General features: G+C 34.0%; 14 protein-coding genes. 6 read left to right on the top strand and 8 right to left on the bottom strand.

What is annotated here, in order from left to right; genetic code table 11:
• The first annotated feature begins 237 nt into the window (after nucleotides 1–237).
• From BD847_RS15550 to BD847_RS15570, 5 genes are all read left to right on the top strand, one after another.
• Complete coding sequence (locus tag BD847_RS15550) at nucleotides 238–1452, top strand: hybrid sensor histidine kinase/response regulator (RefSeq protein WP_115889182.1); 1215 nt, start codon at nucleotides 238–240, stop codon at nucleotides 1450–1452.
• A gap of 139 nt (nucleotides 1453–1591) precedes the next feature.
• Nucleotides 1592–5041: a response regulator gene (locus BD847_RS15555; protein ID WP_244201619.1), complete on the top strand. Its 3450-nt coding sequence runs from the start codon at nucleotides 1592–1594 to the stop codon at nucleotides 5039–5041.
• A gap of 69 nt (nucleotides 5042–5110) precedes the next feature.
• Entirely contained in the window at nucleotides 5111–5476 is a 366-nt protein-coding gene (locus tag BD847_RS15560; protein WP_115889184.1) for a response regulator, read from the top strand.
• Between the two features lie 19 nt (nucleotides 5477–5495).
• On the top strand, nucleotides 5496–6305 hold the full coding sequence (locus BD847_RS15565; protein ID WP_115889185.1) for a CheR family methyltransferase: 810 nt from the start codon (nucleotides 5496–5498) through the stop codon (nucleotides 6303–6305).
• Entirely contained in the window at nucleotides 6305–6874 is a 570-nt protein-coding gene (locus BD847_RS15570; protein WP_244201620.1) for a chemotaxis protein CheB, read from the top strand. The genes BD847_RS15565 and BD847_RS15570 overlap by 1 nt, the downstream gene beginning before the upstream one ends.
• A gap of 473 nt (nucleotides 6875–7347) precedes the next feature.
• On the opposite strand, the gene BD847_RS15575 is transcribed toward BD847_RS15570, so the two are convergent.
• Together BD847_RS15575 and BD847_RS15580 are read right to left on the bottom strand one after the other, a co-directional pair.
• A complete protein-coding gene (locus BD847_RS15575; protein ID WP_115889187.1) occupies nucleotides 7348–8124 on the bottom strand; it encodes a porin family protein in 777 nt (258 codons plus the stop codon).
• Between the two features lie 12 nt (nucleotides 8125–8136).
• Entirely contained in the window at nucleotides 8137–9258 is a 1122-nt protein-coding gene (locus BD847_RS15580; protein WP_115889188.1) for a hypothetical protein, read from the bottom strand.
• 500 nt (nucleotides 9259–9758) lie between these two features.
• Here BD847_RS15580 and BD847_RS15585 point away from each other — a divergent pair, with 500 nt between their 5' ends.
• Nucleotides 9759–11759, top strand: coding sequence for a heavy metal translocating P-type ATPase (locus BD847_RS15585; protein ID WP_115889189.1), 2001 nt, complete (start codon nucleotides 9759–9761; stop codon nucleotides 11757–11759).
• 70 nt (nucleotides 11760–11829) lie between these two features.
• Here BD847_RS15585 and BD847_RS15590 read toward each other — a convergent pair whose 3' ends face one another.
• The 6 genes from BD847_RS15590 to BD847_RS15615 all read right to left on the bottom strand — a co-directional run bounded on the left by BD847_RS15590 (nucleotide 11830) and on the right by BD847_RS15615 (nucleotide 20728).
• Nucleotides 11830–13401 (bottom strand): arylsulfatase, encoded by a 1572-nt coding sequence (locus tag BD847_RS15590; RefSeq protein ID WP_115889190.1) that lies wholly within the window; start codon nucleotides 13399–13401, stop codon nucleotides 11830–11832.
• A 495-nt stretch (nucleotides 13402–13896) separates the two neighbouring features.
• Nucleotides 13897–14541 carry a hypothetical protein gene (locus BD847_RS15595; protein ID WP_115889191.1) on the bottom strand — a complete coding sequence of 215 codons (645 nt, stop codon included), beginning with the start codon at nucleotides 14539–14541 and terminating at the stop codon, nucleotides 13897–13899.
• 176 nt (nucleotides 14542–14717) lie between these two features.
• Complete coding sequence (locus BD847_RS15600; protein WP_115889192.1) at nucleotides 14718–16061, bottom strand: DUF3526 domain-containing protein; 1344 nt, start codon at nucleotides 16059–16061, stop codon at nucleotides 14718–14720.
• 2 nt (nucleotides 16062–16063) lie between these two features.
• On the bottom strand, nucleotides 16064–17515 hold the full coding sequence (locus BD847_RS15605) for an ABC transporter permease (RefSeq protein ID WP_115889193.1): 1452 nt from the start codon (nucleotides 17513–17515) through the stop codon (nucleotides 16064–16066).
• Between the two features lie 190 nt (nucleotides 17516–17705).
• Entirely contained in the window at nucleotides 17706–19937 is a 2232-nt protein-coding gene (locus BD847_RS15610) for a TonB-dependent siderophore receptor (RefSeq protein WP_244201621.1), read from the bottom strand.
• 95 nt (nucleotides 19938–20032) lie between these two features.
• Entirely contained in the window at nucleotides 20033–20728 is a 696-nt protein-coding gene (locus BD847_RS15615; RefSeq protein WP_115889195.1) for an ABC transporter ATP-binding protein, read from the bottom strand.
• Nucleotides 20729–20773: the final 45 nt, after the last annotated feature.

Below are 20773 nucleotides of genomic sequence, written 5' to 3' on the forward strand. Positions count from 1 at the left end.
TTAACCGAAATAAATCAAAAAGTATCGCAAAAAATTAAAGCAGAAAATTAAATCCAAACATGGGAATTATGTAACGAATCTATTTTTGAGTAAAAGAGTATTAAAAAAATTTTTATCTAAATTTGAGGGTTTGCCCATAATAGTAAAAAGTAGGATCAGATGCTTTTTATTTGAGGTATAAAGATAAAACATGATTTCAAAAACCTTAATTCATCCCGTTTTACCCCTAACTAAGACATGGTATTAATTGTAGACGATATAAAGGCAAATATTATTGCCTTAAAGAAAACATTGGAACTGCATAATATCGATGTCGATACTGCCGAATCTGGTGAAGAAGCCCTCCGAAAAATACTAAAGACAAATTATTGTCTTATAATAATGGATGTTCAGATGCCGGGACTCGATGGCTTTGAAGTTGTAAAAATCCTTTCGGGAAATAAACGTACTAAGGACATTCCTGTCATTTTCCTTTCTGCTTTAAATATTGAAAAGAAATATATTTTTAAAGGCTACGAAAGTGGAGCTGTAGAATATATTACAAAACCTGTAGATACGGACTTGCTGATGTTAAAAGTGAAAACTTTTATCAAGATTTACGAACAGCAAAATGAATTAAAAGGTATTAAAGATTTGCTTTCGAAAGAAATTAAAATCAGAAAAGAAGCTCAGGACAATCTCGAGATCAAAATTGCAGAAAGAACGAAAGAACTGGTTGCAAAAAATGAAGAACTTGAGATGAAAAACCACGAACTGCAACAGTTTGCCTGGGTAGTTTCGCATGATTTGAATGAGCCAATCCGAAAAATTCAAATCTTTATAAAAATCATTAAAGAACTCTACTTGAAAGCCGATGATAAAGCGATAGACTATGTAGACCGAACTATCAAATCTGCTGAGCGTATGCAAACTTTGATTACGGATCTTTTGGCATATTCTCGTTTGTCGGCGCAGGTAAAACCGGAAGTAACGGATTTAAATATCGTTTTACAAGAAGTCCTTTCGGATTTTGATTATTTGATTGACCGAAAAAACGCAACGGTCAAAACTTCAGAACTTCCTACAATTGACAGTATTCCGAGTCAGTTGCGACAGGTTTTTCAAAATCTTATTGGGAATGCCATTAAATTCTCGGGACAAAACGGAGCACCAATAATCGAGATTTCATCAGAATTAATTTCCGAGAAATCTTTTGACAGTCCCGCTTCCCCGGAAGGGAAATTCTGCCGAATTATAGTAAAAGACAACGGAATTGGTTTTGACGAGATTTATCTGGACAGGATCTTTATTATTTTCCAAAGTCTAAACGATCGTCAGACCTACGAAGGAACCGGAATTGGACTTGCTATCGCAAAAAAAATCATAGAAAAACACAACGGATTAATTACTGCTAAAAGTGAAGTAGGAAAAGGCGCAAGCTTTATCATAGTTCTTCCTTTAAAATACCAATAACATTAGCCAATTATCATATATGAAGAATAACTTTAAAAAAAATCTGCTAATCAGTTCATTAGTGTCCTTGTTGGTGCTTACGATTAGTTCAGTCGCTTCGTTTATAAGCATCAAAAGTCTGTTAAACAGTAATTTTTGGGTGAATCATACGCAAGAAGTGATTTATAATTTAAATGAAGGTTCGGCAATTATTACAGAAGCGCAAACCAGTATGCGTGGTTACCTTATTACTGGCGACGAGCAATTTGCTGAGCGCTATAATGAGTATGAAGCCAGATCAAATTCGTATTTTGAAAAACTGGAAGTATTGACCAATGACAATCCTTTACAGCAAAAGCAATTAGCAGAACTGAAAGTTAAAAGGGCTAATTTCTTTAAATACCTAAACAATCAGGTTGTCAAGAAACGTCTTGGTAAAAACACGGTGACTTTTGATTTGAATGAAGGAAGAAAGATGATGAACGAACTTCGTGCTATGATCAGAAAAATTGAGAGTATCGAACGAAAATTGCTGGAAGAACGAAGTGCCAATTCAGAGCGATATGGTACGTATAGTTTGGTTTTGATTGTGGTTGCCTTTTTTATTGCCTTTTTAATTTCGATTGTATTCTTAATCCGAATTCTGAAAGACTATAACGAACGTGTTTTTTTACAAAATGAATTAGAGAAAAAAGATATTGAAACCGCGCAGAGAATTGAGGCTATCAGTACCATTGCAACTAATATTTCAAAAGGGAATTATGATATTCGTGTAGACGATACAAAAGCAGATGCGCTTGGTAGTGTTGGTGAATCTCTTAATACAATGGGAGTTAACCTAAAACACTCGTTTGATTTATTGTCACAAAAGGAATGGCTTCAAAGCGGTATTGCAGAACTCAATAATACCATGTTAGGCGATAAAACATTGGAGAAATTATCAAAAGATATTATAGAATTTTTGTGCAATTATACCAACAGTAGCGCAGGAGTATTATATGTGATCGATGGAAATGAGCTTCTTGCTGCTGGTGGTTATAGTTATATACCGAGCAAAACGAGAGAACGCATTCAAAAAGGAGAGGGGCTTATTGGGCAGGCGATTGCGTCTAAAAAGGTTTTAGAATTAAAAACGCTGACTCCGGACAATATTCAGATCAATTATGCTTTAGGTCAGGTTAAACCAACGCATATTGTGGCTGTGCCTTTATTTGATAATAAAATTGAAGGTGCACTTGAAGTAGCAAGTATCTATGGTTATTCAGAACTTCATTTGGAATTTTTCAGCGTAATTGCCAACAACATTGGTATTGCACTTCGATCTACTCAGAACAGAAGACGTGTGATGGAATTACTCGAAGAAACGAAAGCACAATCTGAGGAACTTCAGCAACAACATACCGAACTGGAAGCAATTAATGCTGAATTGGAAGCGCAGACAGAGAAACTTCAGGCTTCTGAAGAAGAACTTCGCGTACAACAGGAAGAATTGGAACAAACCAATGAAGAATTGTCTGAAAGAAGTGTTTTATTGGAAGAAAAAAACAACGAAATCCAGAAAAAATCAGAAGCTTTGGAGCTTACAACGCGCTATAAATCGGAGTTTTTGGCGAATATGTCGCATGAGCTTAGAACGCCTTTAAATTCAATTTTGCTTTTAAGCCGATTATTATCTGAGAATAATAATCAAAGCATGAACACTGAAGAAATTGAGTTTGCAAAAGTAATTCAGAGTTCAGGAAACAGTTTATTAGGTCTTATTGATGAAATTCTTGATTTATCTAAAATTGAAGCCGGAAAAATGGAGCTGGAATTTCTTGATGTTTCGACTAAAGAAATTACAGATACACTTTGGAATTTGTTTAATCTGGTTGCTAAAGAAAAAGGAATTGAATTTGAAATTATCGCAAGAGAAGCGCCAATTGTCATCAAAACAGATAAAATGCGTTTGGAACAAATTCTGAAAAACCTGATTTCAAATGCAATTAAATTTACTGAAAAAGGAAAAGTAAGCCTTGAAATAAAAATTAGCACAGACGACGAAAAAATTATTTGCTTTATTGTAAAAGATACCGGAATCGGGATTCCGTTAGAGAAACAACCGCTTGTTTTCGAAGCTTTTCAGCAAGCCGATGGATCTACAAAACGTAAATACGGCGGAACAGGTCTGGGATTATCAATTAGCAGGGAATTGGCAAAATTATTAAAAGGAGAAATAATTCTTCATAGTAAAGTTAATGAAGGAAGTTCGTTCACTTTATGTCTTCCTGTATTTGGTGCAGCGTATAATAAAATAAATGTGGAAAAAATACCTCCAATGGATTTCACAGAATTGGAACCAGAAGTGGAGCCAGTTGTCGCAAAAAAATATATAAGTCCCGTAATTCCTGACGAAATAGACGACGACCGAAACTCAATTAAAGTTGGCGATAAAGTAATTTTGATTGTTGAAGATGATGTCAATTTTGCTAAATCACTTTTGACTTTTACACGTCAAAAAGGATATAAAGGTGTTGTTGCAGTTCGCGGCGATTATGCCTTGAATTTTACAGTGCTTTATAAGCCAGTTGGTATTTTGCTGGATATTGAACTTCCGGTGAAAAGCGGTTGGGAAGTTTTGGAAGAATTAAAAAATCACTCCGAAACGAAGCATATTCCGGTTCATATCATGTCTTCACACAAATTAAAACAAGAAAGTTTGCTAAAAGGTGCTGTTGATTTCTTAGATAAACCGGTAGCTTTTGAGAAAATTCCTGACGTGTTTTTACGAATCGAACATATTATTAATAAAGAAGCGCAAAAGGTTTTAATTATTGAAGATAATCCGAAACATGCCAAAGCTTTAGCTTATTTCCTAGAAACGTATAATATTAATTCAGAAATTAAGAGTGAAGTGTCTGAAGGACTTCAGGCTTTAAACAAAACCGAAGTTGATTGTGTAATTCTGGATATGGGAATTCCGGATAAACAAGCCTACCAAATTTTGGATGGTGTGAAGAAAAATCCTGGATTGGAGAATTTGCCAGTAATTGTTTTTACTGGAAAAAGTTTGTCGCTTAAGGAAGAAGTAAAAATTAAAAAATATGCTGATTCGATTATTGTAAAAACGGCTCATTCGTACCAAAGAATGTTAGATGAGGTTTCGTTGTTTCTACATTTGGTTGAAGATAAAAAAGAAGGAAAAGATAAAAAAGAAGGGTATAAAAAACTAAATTTACTCAACAACATTCTACACGATAAAAAAGTGCTGATTGTTGATGATGATGTCCGAAATATTTATTCGCTTACAAAAGCTTTAGAAGTTTTTAAAATGAATATTATTACGGCTTTTGACGGAAATGAAGCAATCAAAATTCTGAATGAAAATCCAGACACTGATGTAGTTTTATTAGATATGATGATGCCAAATATGGATGGTTATGAAACAGCTGAGAAAATAAGATCGAATCCGAAATATTTAAATCTGCCTTTGATTGCCGTTACAGCAAAAGCCATGACAGGAGACAGAGAAAAATGTATAAAAGCCGGAGCGTCAGATTATATCACAAAACCGGTAGATGTTGATCAGTTGTTGTCGTTATTGCGTGTTTGGCTTTACGATAAAGTTTAAAAATAAAATGATTTCACGAAAGACCTAACAGTTTTTTTTAATCTGTTAGGTTTCATAAAATAATAATAAATGAGTAAAAAACGACTTTTAATTGTAGATGACGATTCCCGGAATATTTTTGCATTAACGCATACATTACGTGTCAAATCTTATGATTGTCTGTCTTGCACAAGTGCAGAAGAAGCATTAAAACTATTACAATCAGATGAAAAGATTGATGCAGTTTTGTTGGATATGATGATGCCGGAAATGGATGGTTACGATGCAATTCCGCTAATAAAAGCGATTCCGTCAAGAGAATCAACTTTTGTTATTGCGGTAACTGCTCAAGCCATGACTGGCGATAAAGAAAAATGTTTAGAGGCTGGGGCAGATGATTATATTTCAAAACCGGTAGATGTTGATAAATTACTGCTTATTCTAAATAGAATTTGAGTAAAATTTGAATGTTATTATGATTGAGGATATTGAGTTAGAGACGCTTATCAACGAAGTTTACGAATATTATGGTTTTGATTTTGGAAGTTACTCGAAAGCTTCGCTTAAAAGGCGTGTAAATAGAGTTTTTCAATTAGATGGCTTTACGCATTTTCATGAGTTTCTTTCAAAAGTTCGGTCTGATCCGGAATATTACAAAAGAATGGTTGACGAAATTACAGTTAATGTAACAGAAATGTTTCGTGATCCGGCATTCTATAGTGTTTTGAGAAAGCAAATTTTACCCCTTTTAGGAACAAAACCTTTTATCAGGTTATGGCACGCGGGTTGTTCAACCGGCGAAGAAGTATATTCTATGGCCATAATGCTGAAAGAAGCTGGTTTGCTTCATAAATCGTTAATTTATGCAACCGATATTAATGCTACGGTTTTAGAAACGGCCAAAAAAGGAATTTTTCCATTGAGAATGATGAAAGAATATTCGCAAAACTATCGTGATGCCGGCGGTCAGGAAGATTTTTCTAGCTATTATACTGCAAATTACGGTATTGCAAAGTTCAATGGTGATTTGGCAGAAAAAATGGTTTTCTCACAGCACAATTTGGTTTCAGATACTTCTTTTAATGAGTTTGATATGATTTTGTGCCGTAATGTTTTAATCTATTTTGACGCAGATCTTCAAAAAAGGGTTATTAATTTATTTGATGAAAGTTTAGCTGTTCTTGGTTTTTTAGCTTTAGGAACAAAAGAAACCATAAAATATTCTATTGCTCCTAACAAATACAAACAATTGGATAAAGATAAAATATGGAGGAAATTAAAATAATGTCGAATTGCAAAGTAGTTATTATTGGAGGATCTGCGGGTAGTTTGAATGCTTTAATGCAGATTTTGCCTGAGCTGATCAAACTTAATGATTTTGCATTGGTAATTGTTCTTCATAGAAAAAGTACAGACGATCAGACTTTAGAGGATTTAATCACATTAAAGTCAAATATAAAAGTAAAAGCTATTGAAGATAAATTGCCTCTTTTACCGGGTTTTATTTATATCGCACCTTCTAATTATCATTTATTATTTGAAAAAGAAGAAATTCTTGCTTTAGATACTTCCGAAAAAATAAACTACAGTCGTCCAAGTATTGATGTTTCTTTTGAATCAGCTGCAGAGGTTTATGGTTCGTCTCTGATCGGGATTTTATTATCAGGTTCCAATACAGATGGGACAGAAGGTCTAAAAGCAATTAAAGCAGCAGGTGGAACAATTGCGGTTCAAAATCCACTTTCGGCTGAAATGCCTTTTATGCCAAACAATGCGATTTTGTATAGTGACCCCGATTTGATTTTAAATATTCAGGAAATCCTTCATTTTATTGCATCAGTAAATACAAAATAGTCTAAAATCGAGGTTCAGTGTATTTTGCTTTTTTATTGAGTGAAAACTAGTAGACTTTTTGAGTTTTCCTGCAAGGTTTCCAAAACCTTGTAGGTTGGATGTAAATTTTAAAGTTATAAATTTTAGAATTTCGTTCGTTTTTTTATCCCGCTAGGGATTAAATATCGGTAGAAATTAATTTTATCTAATGCGCATTTGTCCCGTAGGGACTATACATTTTATATAATTCTTAATAAAAATAGCATTAGAGATATAGTCCCTACGGGACAAAATTTAACTGAGATATTTTTTCTACCGATATTTAATCCCTAGCGGGATAAAAAAGAGCCCAAATGAATTTTTGCAGATTTAATTAAATTTGGCAGCCCAACTTATAGTGCCATTTCTATGAATGCAAATACCTACAAGGTTTTGAAAACCTTGCAGGAATTTAAACCTCCAATTTTTTTTAAAATTATTCCTAAACGGACAATTTAATTTTTTGGCTGAGGTTTTTCGTCTTCAGGAAGAATAATTTTATTCAGTTCCGCTTCTTTTTCGGCTTTTTTTCTCGCCGCTTTTCCTTTTCCAATAGGAATTCCTGCAGTAATATACCAGGATCTGTTGAATTGATTATTTGGTCCGTCGCCTTTCATTACGGTTACCAGACCGTAATAATACTGAACGGTAAAATTAAGACCGTTACCAACATTTAGATGATAGCCAAGTCCGGCTGCAAGTCCTGCATCAATAACATGAATTTGATCGCGAATATTTCTTTTATAGAGAACATCGTCTTTTTCATATTCAGTTTTGAATTCATCAAAAGCTTTTGCTAACAAGCCAAACTGTGGTCCGGCTTTTACATAGATATTGTTTTTGAATTGATATTTTATCAAAATAGGAACATTAAAATAGCGTATTTCACGGTTTACACTTCCGCCGGCAAAAGTATTGTCTAAATTGGTATCGCCTGTGGGATAAACCGGAATTCCCTGCGCACCCATAGGAGATTTTACAATAACGCCGGTATTAATCATCCAGGCTGGATTTTTCTTTGATCTAAAATCGAAGTAAAATCCAAGATTAAAACCAGGATTTGTTCCCGAAGATTCCATATTTGAAATGGTAGAAAAATTTGCCCCACCTTCTAAACCAAATTCCAAAAACTCCGAATTAAGTTTATCTCCAAAAATTAAGGAAATTAAAACTTGTGATTGGGCTGAACTGATACAAAAGATGGTAAAAACGATTAATAAAATCTTTTTCATATAATGGATGAATTACAGTCCAAAACGGTATTGAAGACTACCCAGAACTTGTGTACGGCTTCCTAAGAAACCACATTCTGCACGAAACATAAAGTGTCTGTTAAATTGATATTGAGACCCAATAATAAAGTTCCACATATCTTTTGGTCTTTTTTGAAGCGAATACTGTACAGATGAATCACTAGCAGTGCTTAAAGCTCCGTCCAGAGTTGCCAGAAAAGTTCCTGCTCTGTCTAAGGCTCTGTTTGCTGTGTTGTGTTTGGCTACATTAACCGGATTTTTTTGTTCTGCCGGTGTAAGGCCATCCCACCAATTATCTACTTTTGTTTGATTTTCGGATACTTTTTGAAGACCACTGTCTACTTTAGCCTGAGCGCCGCTTAGATCAATAAAATCAGACAAAGGCAAATCTCCGTTTGTGTCTCCGGAAATATGAACTCTAAAAGCTCCAACCCACACGGCGATATTGGTGTCAGGTTTGTTGAATTTAAAAGTTTTACCTAATCTTGGTCCAAAAATATAAGAAAAAGCAGGTTTATCTAACGAACTGATATCGGTCCAGGCCATATTCATATCCAGCGCAAACCAACCTCCTCCAATACCAATTGTTGGCGTCATACCGATACCGAAAGTTGTGGCATCAAAATTTGCTTTGGTACTGAAACTCGCAATTTCGGACCAATTGTTATCTGAATCCGGAACCCAAATCCCTGCATTGATTTTAGTTGCTGTATTTGCTTTTCCGAAAATTCCATAAATATTTAAAAAGGGAAGCAACCAAACATCTGGTCTAATAGTAAGTGCACCGGCTTCTACAGTTGATTTATTAAATCGTACGATTTCATCTAAGTTATATTGAGGGCCGTGATTAAAACCAATATTCAAATCATTGATAACAATCTCAGATTCCTGCCAAAAGTAATTAACTGAAACTCCGGCAGAATAGGGAAGTTTATATCCTTTTTGAGCTACTTTTTCTCCCCAAATTGGAAGAGCATAGGGGTACTTTTCTACTTTAAGACTATCTTTTAACTCGGCATTTTTTTTCCCTACAATTTTGTCGGTATAGACCTGCCCAAAAATTTGCATGCTAAATAATAATAAAAAGGCTGATATTAGTGTGTTACATTTCATTGATTAGACTGTTTTAATGTTAATTAATTGAACTGCGAAAAAAAATATGTACTAATGCTATTTTGAAAATCTTTTTATTGTTATGCTATATAAATTGTATTATAGTTGGATATTAAGGCTTAATAATGTGTTAATTAGTGTTAAAGTTAACGAAATTTTCTTACCACATACAATATTTTTTAAGAAAGTGTAAAATCAATTCGAAATACAATTCTGGCTGTTAAAAAGTTGATTGTATTTTATCTCGTTATCGATTCGTTTAAACTTTTTGTAACTACTAGATTAGTAGTTAGTTATGTTTGCTTTTGGTTATTAAATGCCAAAGTTTTTTAAACAGAAATGATAAAAATGTATTGATATAAAGGCTTTTATGTATTTAAATTATTTTGGGATAAAAACAATTGCCACAAAATCCGTAAATTTAGAACATTAATATTGCAGGTTTCTAAACTTGGAAAACCAGACCTGCTAAGCAAAATTATAAAAGTTTAAAATTTTCAATGATACATCAAGATATAGAAGTAAAAAGCACAAAAAATAAAGCAAAATCGCCAAGCTGCTGTTGTCATGACGAACCTGTTCATGCAGATCATAGTAGTCACGATCACGATGGTCACGATCATGAACATGAAGTAGAAGGAAACTTATTCAAACTGTTTCTGCCCTCAATTATATCATTCATTTTATTGCTTATTGGAATTGGTTTTGATAATTATTTTCCGCAATATTGGTTTGTTGGATATGTTAGAATTGCCTGGTACGTAATTGCATATTTTCCTGTAGGATATCCGGTTCTAAAAGAGGCTTACGAAAGTATAATGAAAGGAGATGTCTTCTCCGAGTTTTTCCTGATGTGTGTTGCAACGATTGGTGCATTTGCAATTGGAGAATATCCTGAAGGCGTTGCCGTTATGTTGTTTTATACAATTGGAGAAACTTTTCAGGGAATGGCCGTAAGCAAAGCTAAATCCAGTATTAAAAGTTTATTGGATCAGCGCCCGGACGAGGTTACTATTTTAGAGAATAATGTTCCTGTCAAAGTCAAAGCAAAAGACGTTCAGATAGGTGCAATTATTCAGCTTAAAGCTGGAGAAAAATTAGGCTTAGATGGTGAATTGTTATCAGATGCGGCTTCGCTAAATACAGCGGCTCTAACCGGAGAAAGCAAACCGGATACCAAAAAGAAAGGTGATACTGTTTTGGCTGGAATGATTAACGGAAGTACAATTATAGAAGTAAAAGTTACTACGGCTTACAGTGATAGTAAATTGTCAAAAATTCTGGAATTGGTTCAAAATGCTACTGCAAAAAAAGCTCCTGCGGAATTGTTTATTCGAAAATTTGCTAAAATTTATACGCCAATTGTAGTTTATTTGGCGATTGCCATTTGTTTGATTCCGTTTTTTTTCGTCGATAATTATTTTTTTAAAGACTGGCTGTACAGATCTTTGGTTTTTCTTGTAATTTCCTGTCCTTGTGCTTTAGTCATTAGTATTCCGCTTGGCTATTTTGGCGGAATTGGAGCTGCAAGTAAAAACGGAATTCTCTTTAAAGGAAGCAATTTTTTGGATAGTATTTCGACTATTCAGAATGTAGTGGTGGATAAAACGGGAACAATGACAGAAGGTGTTTTTAAAGTTCAGGATGTTATTATAAAACCGGAATTTGATAAAGCCGAAATATTAAAACTAATTAATGTATTAGAAAGCCGAAGCACACACCCTGTCGCCACCGCAATTCACGATTACGTCGGACAAATTGATTCTTCAGTTGAATTGAAAGACATCGAGGAAATTTCCGGACATGGATTAAAAGCTTCTTTCAACGCAAAACAATTGCATGTAGGGAATTTTAAACTTCTCGATAAATTTAATATTTCTTATGATATTGATCCGTCCTCTATAGTTTACACCACAATTGCGATTGCTTACGACAATAAATTTGCAGGCTATTTAACTATTGCTGATGAAATTAAAGAAGATGCAAAAGAGACCGTTTCAAAACTAAAATCGTTAGGAGTTAAACTAACAATGCTGAGCGGTGATAAAACAAACGTTGTTCAGTTTGTTGCGGACAAACTTGGTATTTCAAAAGCTTTTGGCGATTTGCTTCCTGAAGATAAAGTCAATAAAGTAAACGAAATTAAAGCCAAAAACGAAACAATTGCTTTCGTGGGCGATGGTGTGAATGATGCTCCTGTAATTGCGCTGAGTACGGTTGGAATCGCAATGGGAGGTTTAGGAAGTGATGCCGCCATCGAAACTGCAGATGTTGTTATTCAGGACGACAAACCAAGCAAAATTGCCATGGCAATCAATATCGGAAAACAAACTAAAAAGATTGTCTGGCAGAATATTACGTTGGCATTTGTGGTAAAAGCTTTTGTGTTAATTCTCGGTGCCGGTGGACTCGCTACAATGTGGGAAGCGGTTTTTGCTGATGTCGGGGTTGCTTTATTAGCGATTTTGAATGCGGTTAGAATTCAGAAGATGAAGTTTTAGTAAAAAAAAAGTCCTAATTCATGTTGTTGAATTAGGACTTTTTTTTTAGTATTAATAGATTTTAAGATTTTTATCGTTCAATTTGAGGTTTAGGTAATTTTGCAATTACTTCATCTATTGAAAATGTTGCTGGTGCCTGACGAGGCGGAAATTTTCTGTAGGTTTCTAAATAGTTTGCTACTTTAGATACAGCTGGTAAAATCAAAAATGCACGATCCATCATCCATTTCTCGTATCCTATCGAACCATCAACTGCATATTCATAAGGATCTGCTAATAGATCAATTATAAAAGGTCCTCTTAGTTTGACCATTGGATTACGCCATATTTCCATTCCTTTAGCATATTGAGCAGAAAAAGTATATTTAAAACGATCGTCACGATATGCAACAAGATTACCATCATCATCAAAATAAATAAAATCATGTCGAACACTTCCGCTTTCTCCTTTTAGATAAGGTACCTGATTGTAACCATCTAAATGGACTTTAAAATTATTGTTTCCTTCCTGAACTCCATTTTGGGCATTTTGAGCTATATTTTGATCTCCTCCGGCAGCCGCTACTAGAGTAGGCAACCAATCTTCTGCAGAAAATAATCCAGTTAAATTACTTCCAGGTTTAATTACACCAGGCCAACGTATAACAGCCGGTGCGCGATAAGCACCTTCCCAGTTCGTGTCTTTTTCAGAACGAAATGGAGACGAACCTCCATCAGGCCATTGATTTTTCATTGCACCGTTATCCGTTGTCCAGATTACAATTGTGTTATCAGCAATTTTAAGATCATCTAAGAGTTTTAAAAGTTCCCCAACCATTGCATCATGTTCAACCATTCCATCTGCTTGAGTTCCAAGACCTGTTTTCCCTAGTGAGGAAGGTTTTAAATGTGTAAAAACATGCATTCTAGTACTGTTAAACCACGTAAAGGAAGGTTTGCCAGCTTTGGCTGATTTTGTGATAAAATCTTTAGCAGCGGCTAAAAATTCTTCATCTACCGTTTCCATTCTTTTCTTCGTAAGTGGTCCTGTATCTTCAATTTTTCCTCCTGCAGTTGATCTTAATACGCCACGAGGACCAAATGCTTTTTTAAATTCTTCTCCTTTTGGATAATCTGCATTTTCTGGTTCTTCTTCAGCATTTAGATGATACAAGTTTCCAAAGAATTCATCGAATCCATGAGCAGTTGGTAAATATTTGTCTTGATCACCAAGATGATTTTTACCAAATTGACCACATGCATAACCTAATGGTTTAAGAAATTCTGCTATTGTTGGATCTTCTTTTTGTAATCCTACTGGGGATCCTGGCAATCCTACTTTTGTTAGTCCAGTTCGATAAGGTGATTGTCCCGTAATAAAAGCAGCCCGTCCCGCAGTACAACTTTGCTGGGCATAATATTGTATAAAAACAGCTCCTTCGTTACCAATTTTATCGATATTGGGAGTTGTGAATCCCATTAGACCACGACTATAAAGACTTACATTCGAAACCCCAACATCGTCACCAAAAATGACCAATATATTAGGTTTTGATTTGTTTTTTTGTGCGTTAGTAATTGTTGTAAATCCTATAAATAATAGCAAAAACAAGAATACTTTAATTTTTTTTTGATTCTGATTTAATTTTTTAAGCATGCTCATGAGATTTTTTTTAAGGTTATAAAATCAGTTTGTAATGAAGTATAAAAAAAAGTTAGGAAAATTATGATATAAAGCTATGCGTTTAAATGTTTGAATTTGACCTTTTTATGTTGCATTTTGTAATATGGAACATAAAAAGGTCAAATTCAAATAAAGTGCGCCAAATAGTATCTAACTTTTTTGAGGCACTTTATAATGAAGCTGTCTTTAAATTTTTATAGTATACTTGATGTTTGCTGCTTCAAATCAGCAACAACTTTTTCTATTTTGCCTTAAAAAGGAAATGATGGATCATATGCTCTCTTTATTGTTTTGAAAAAAAATATTTAGTAAATGATTTTTTATAAAATATAGAGATAAAAAAACTGCTTCATTGAATTAAAAAGGTTCAGAAATTTGTGACCAAAGGAATCTATAAATATGGATATGTAAAAAATGTAATTTCGATTTTTGAAATCATTTACATAAAAAAACTCCCATTTGGGAGTTTATAAATTAATTTAGAATAAAACTTGCTTTCTGAGATAATTCTTTTGCTAATTCCGGGGTTTCACTATCAGTAATTCTGTACGGAATAAGTTTTCTTTTCTCTATAATTTTTTCCTTCGAGTAAACCAGTTTAAAATATTTTGAGGGTATATTGATGTTTTTTTCGTTTGGAGATACCTCTTCATAATAATATTGTGATTTTTTCAAAGAAGGATATTTCTCTAAAAGATAATCGTTTAGAGTAAAGTTCGTTTTTATTTTATGTAAATCTTCATGATGTATTCCGGCTACCTCTAATTTGTTAATGTTAAGTTTTAGACTTCGATACGTTTCTCTCGTAAACGAAGAATCAGAAGTTTTTGGTTGTTTTTTTTCTAAAAGTTTACGCACAGGAGAAAGTCGGACATAATCGCCGTTTATTTCAATTACTTTAAAAATTAAATAATTATAGTTTCCGCTTTGCGTGCTGCTTGATACATCTTGTTTACTAAAAACAAAACTGCCCATTTGCAGTCTATGTTCAGGAGTATGCATCGCTTTTTGCCACATATAAGGCTTGTAGACGATTTCTCTTAAGGCATAAATAACAAAAAGCATTAAAATGCTTACAAAAAGTACTTTTTTAATTAATTTTATTTTAGGCGAATGCATTTTATTGAGATTCTTTTAAAAATTTCGCTAAAAATAGTAAAATGAGTTTTTATTTTAACATCACATACGTTAAGTTTTTGTATTAATTTTTAAATCTAAAAAAACGCTTAAAGGCTTTGTTTTGCAAGCATTTTTTTAAAATCGTAATCCTAATAATGATTAGGATTACGATTAGATTAAATATTTTTCAGAAAATTCTTCCATCCAAAAACAATTAATAAAAGATTGAAAAGTACTAAAGGCAAAAATGCTTTTAAAAAACTACTTTCGGTTGAATCGTTAAAAGTTTCGACTTTAAATTTCGCCCAGTTTTCTTTTTCTACAGGCTCATTATTGAAAATTTTAGGGTAAAAATGTAAACGCAGTTTTTCATGAAAATGATTTGTTTCTTTTAGAAATAAAAGCTGGTTTTGCAAATCTGATTTAGCAATTTCGTTCAGCTGAATTTGTGTATGAAGTGTCGGGATAAATTGAGCAATTAGTTCACTTGCATGGTTTCTTTGTTCCAGTTTTTTCTCCAGTTCTTTAGATTGTACCGCCGATTCGTCGTCGCCCATTTGCTGCATCGCATAATACCAAAGCCAGCTGAATTCTTTATCAGGCAAAGGATAATTTTTAAATTGCGGATAATGTTGATAGAATTTTTCCAGCGTTTCCTGTTTATCGATATCCCATTTTTCGTGATAGGCGTTTCGCTGCTTAAGCGTTAATTCTAAAGCTTCGGGAACTTTATATTTATTGATAATATAGGTGTTTACAACAGCTGGAAGAATGATAATCAAAAACAACCAAATTGTCAATAAAATAACAGCATTGAAGTTGGAGTTTTTCTGCAATGAAACAATAAAAAAGCAAACCGCAAACCAAAACAAAATGTATAGAACGGCAATTCCGTAAAAAGCTATAAATGATTTATCAACCGGAATCTGAAGAAATAAAACTGCAATTAGAAGTACAAATGTCAATAGCACGATTAAACATAGAATTCGGATATAAAACAATTTCAGAATGTATAAAAAAGTATTTGAACTTTGTGTAGCCACAATTTTCCATGTTCCGGATTCTTTTTCTTCGGAAATAATATTATAAGAAAAAGCAATAATCAAAAGAGGGAAGAGGTACAAAAGCACAAAACTAAAATCGATGTTTCCGGCCAGAAGATTGCTCGGATTATTAAGTTCCGAATCGTATTTCTGCCCTTCCAAACCACGAATAGTAACACTCTGAATGGACGGATTAACATCGCGTTGCCCAATTGCCAAACTGTTTATAGGGAAGGTTTCATTGACCAAAGAAAACTTGACATAATATAAAAGAAGACCAATTTCATCTTTATGAAAAGCGGCATTTCTGGCAATATGTTCTTTTTGATATTTAGCCGTTTCTGCAATATTATTTTCCTGTTTTTCCTGAAACTGATGCCCAATCAAAAGACTTATAAAACCAATAATCAGTAAAAAAAGCAAGCCAATTTTGGTTCCTTTCGAACGTATAAAATTTTTAAATAAGAGTTGTAACATAATTAAATTGCTTTAAGATTTTTAGCAGCAAAACGAATAAGAACAAATAGAAAAATGATCCAGATTATAATTGAAATAATCGAGAGAATTTCTGTTTTTAACACGTTTGCAATTCCTTTTGGTTCATAATGAAATTCTTCCACATCGGCCCAGTGTTCTTTACCAATTGTAAGCGGTTTTTCATTTGGTCCCGGTTTTTTATTGCTGATGTATTTAATTTGCAAAGCATTCATTTTCTGCGCCATATTGTAGCGGTAAACTTCGGCTTGTTTCTGAAAATCGATGTACGAATCATAATCGGTGTTGGATAATCCCATCGATAAATTTTTCACGGCGATATACGGATTCAGAAAAGAAACTGCTTTTGAAAAACTATTTTGTTTGGCATAAATTTTCAGCAGTTCTTCCAAATGATCGTTGTAAATTTTAGAACTGATTCTTTCGCCTTCGGTCATAATAAATCCGGAATAATTAAAAGGTAGTTTTTGTACCGAATCGACTTTGTAGGTTCTTAACAACGAATCTTTTATTGCTTTATAATGTACATCATTTGGGTTATGGCTGTCGCCTTGTTTCAAAATATCTTGCTCAATTGCACTGTTAAACGCGACTTTCGATGGAGCTTCATATAAATAAGCACCAATTGCCTGAGTCGTTCTTGGCAAAATAATAGTTAGAATCAACCAGATTCCGATTAAGGAAACCAACGCTTTTTTTGAAGTTTTGCTTGACGCCGAAACCAAAACGGCAATCACACAAAAGAACATCAGATAAATAAAATGAAAGAGAATAAACAAGATCATTTTAAAAGTTTCATCGGCAGAAATGCTAAAATTCTGAAGCAAAAGCCAAACAAAAACCAAGACAATTATCGTTGGAATAAAAAGCAGCATAATAACGCTTGCGATGCCTAATATTTTTCCAAATAAAAGTTGTTTCCAACTGATTCCCTGACTTAAAAGAAGTTTTAAGGTTCCGTTTTCTCTTTCGAAAGCAACAGCATTAAAGCCTAAGAAAAAGATTAGCAGCGGCAATAAGATCTGCAAAACCATAGCAATGCTGATTTCTCCAAATCGAAGCATGCTGTTTGAAAATCCTGCTTCAGAGAAATTGGCTGTATTTTGTTTATGTGCTTCAAGGAAAATGGCATTCCCGAAAAAAGGTTCCATTCCAAATTCAAAAACACTTAATGAAGTACTTTTTCTAAAAGCAAAATTTCCGTAATGCGCCATTCTGTGCGGATTTTTATCCGGGTTTTTCAACCAGTCTTCGCGCGATTCGTGTTGGTATTTTTCGCTGGTTTCGTTTTGGCTGTTATAATTGTCCCAGCCTGAAAATGCCGCGTACAAAAGCAGCGCACCGATAAAAAGAGTTATAATATATACAGCCGAATTTTTAAAAACAGAATTTTTAAAATGTTTGGCGATAAGGATTTCTGTATGTAATATTTTCATATTAATTAAAATTTATTTGTTGAGTGTAATTATTTAAACACATAGAGACATAGTTTTTGTTAGAATTTAATAAGGCGTTTCACTTGCATAAATTCACATAGCTATGTGTTAGAAACTAGTTTCTTTTAATTTCTTTTTGAATAAAAAAATCTATGTCTTTATGTGTTTAAATGTTTTTCACTTCAACGTATTAAAATTTATAAGTTACGGTAAGACTTGCATTTCTTGGACTTCCCGGAAATAATCGCAAATAATTCTGAGCACCCAACCAATACGTTTTATTTAATAAATTGTTTGCATTTACCGCAATCTGAACGTTGCTTTTGCTTGGTTTGTAGAATAAAGCAGCATCAAAAATGGTAAAGTCAGGAAGTGTGAAATCTCTTGTAAACCACGGAATTTTACTGCTTTGGTATTGAACTCCAAAACCAATTCCGAGATTCTCCAAAGCCGAATCTGAAGCAAAGTTGTATCGTGTCCATAAATTGGCGCTGTTTTTTGGCGTGTTTTGCTTTGGGGCACCAATCAATGCGGGATTGCTATCCTCCATGATTTTTGCATCGATGTAACTGTACGAAGCATTAATTTGCCAGTCCCGCGTAATATAACCGGCTAAATCGCATTCGAAACCACGGCTTCTTTCTGCGCCTCTGGTTACCAGTAAATCCGGATTTACAGGATCATTGGCATTCATTAAAATATTGCGCTGATTAATTTCGTAAACCGCAGCATTAAAAGTCACAGTATTGTTTAAGAAAGAGGTTTTAATACCGATTTCTTTCAAATCACTTTCCAGCGGTTCAAACAAACTTCCACCTGGCAAAGATCCTGTTTGAGGCATTAAAGTCACCGTATTCGATTGTGGCTGATAACCTTCAAGATAAGTGGTGTAGACATTTATATCATTGTTAACGGCATATGTAATTCCGATTCTAGGCAACAACGCCGATTTTTTAACCGTTAATTCATTGTTGGTTTCGTAATTCGTAATATCCGTAAACCATTCGTTTCTTAATCCCAATAAAAAAGTGAATTTTTCCCATTGAATCTGATCCTGAATATAAATGGCATTTGTAGTCGTTAAAGCAGACGGAAGCGCTGTTCGAATATTTAAAGTATAATCTTCCGGACTTGTGATAATATATTTTGGATTACTCAGATTGAAATATTCTACATTTGGTTTTGGCATTACAACGCCGTCAATTGTTACAGTTTGGTAGTTTGAGGCGTTCGCAGGTACAAAAGAACTTGCGACTGTTCCGTCCTTCAATAAATAACCTCTGGCAGCATTTTGTCCGCCGCCTTTGTTCTTATTCCAACTGCTTAAATCGTAACCTGTCAGTAATTTATGCTTGATTTTTCCGGTTTTAAAATCAAAATTGAAATACGCGCTCAGATTATCAATATCCCAATTTTGCTGACGTTGTACAAACTGCATCATCGCAAGATTTGTAACAGGCTGATTGTTCATATCAACTCCAAAAGCGTTTGTGGTTCTGTGTTCCTGAAGATCTTCTGTCCAGGTTTGCTTCATGTAAGTGGCATTAAAACCAATTTTCGAATTGAATTTATGAGCAAAATTGGTTGTCAAAATCATTTCTTTAGATTTAAAAAAATCACTCGGAGCACCCAGATTTAAGCTTATCGGTGTTTTATTTAAACTTGTTTTTCCGGTAACGGCACCAAAAATGGGCTGTCCTCTGTCGAGCGTTCCTGTCATATTACTCAGAATCAATTCTGTATTGATTGCAGTTTTTTCATTCGGAATATAACTGAAAGAAGGAGAGATCAAGAACGATTTGTTATTCACCAAATCACGAAACGATTGTGCTTGTTGATAAGCACCATTGACACGATATAAAAGTGTTTTCGATTCGTTTAACGAGCCTGTAAAATCCAAAGTTCCGCGTAAAGTACTGAAACTCCCAACGCTCATACTGATTTCCTTTCGGTCAATTGCCAAAGGTTTTTTGGTCACCATATTGATGCTTCCGCCGGGGTCAACTGAAGAAAATGTAGCACTCGAAGATCCTTTTATTACTTCAACACGTTCAATATTACTCGTTAAAGGTTGCAGAAAATAATATTGACGTGTTCGCATGCCGTTAATGATCTGACCTTCTTCATTTTGGCTGATACCACGAATCGTGTACTGATTGTAATAACTGGCAGGAATTACACCACTTGCCATTTTTACAGCATCCGCCAAATAAAATGCGGCTTTATCAGCAATTAATTCTTTGGTTACAGTCGAAATAGATTGCGGAATATCTTTGTTTAATGCTGCCGTTTTTGTAGCAGAAAAGGAGTAATCACTATTGTATTTTTTGCTTGAACGGCCTACAATCTCAACAGTTTGCAATTCATTCTTCATCATTTTAATCGAATCCTGAGTAATACTGTCTCTGGTTTTTTTATTCACTGTTTGTGAATGCAAGGAAAACACAGTTATTATTAGAAATATAAAAGAAAATAAATTTTTCATTTTGTTATAATGGATGGAAAATGCGATTTCCTTTAAACAGTTTGTAAATACAGATTCTCCAATTCGTTGGCAGAAATTTTATCAGCTTCGATTACCGTAACTAAATTTCCCTGTTTCATGATTCCAATGTGTGAAGCGACTTCCCGTGCACGGAAAATATCATGCGTTGCCATTAGAATTGCAGTTCCTTCTGCTGAAAGTTCTTTTAGAATCTGTGAAAATTCATTAGATGCTTTTGGATCTAAACCGCTTGTTGGTTCGTCTAATAAGAGCACTTTTGCTTTTTTCGCAATCGCAATTGCAATTCCTACTTTTTGACGCATCCCTTTTGAATATCCGCCTAGATTTTGATTGTGTGCAGAGGTCTGAAGTCCCGCTTTATTTAAAAAATAAGTCAGTTCGCCTTTTGAATATTTAAAACCGGCTAATGAAGAGAAGAATTTAAGATTTTCCAAACCCGTTAAATTTGGGTATAACATTACCGTTTCAGGAATATAAGCAACGTGTTTTTTAGTTTCTTGATTATTTTCAATTACAGAAATTCCATTGATTTCTAATTCTCCCGATGTGGGTTCATTAAAACCTAGAAACAAGTTGATTGTAGTGGTTTTACCAGCTCCGTTTTGACCTAAAAGAGCAAAGATTTCTCCTTCTTTAATGGTTAAATTTAAGGCATTTAAAGCGGTATAATCCCCGTATTTCTTGGTTAGTTTTTTTGCTGAAAGCATAGTTTTATTATTTTGAATATTGTGATTTTTGAAAAATAGACATAT

It is taken from the genome of Flavobacterium cutihirudinis, from assembly GCF_003385895.1.
Classification (GTDB): domain Bacteria; phylum Bacteroidota; class Bacteroidia; order Flavobacteriales; family Flavobacteriaceae; genus Flavobacterium; species Flavobacterium cutihirudinis.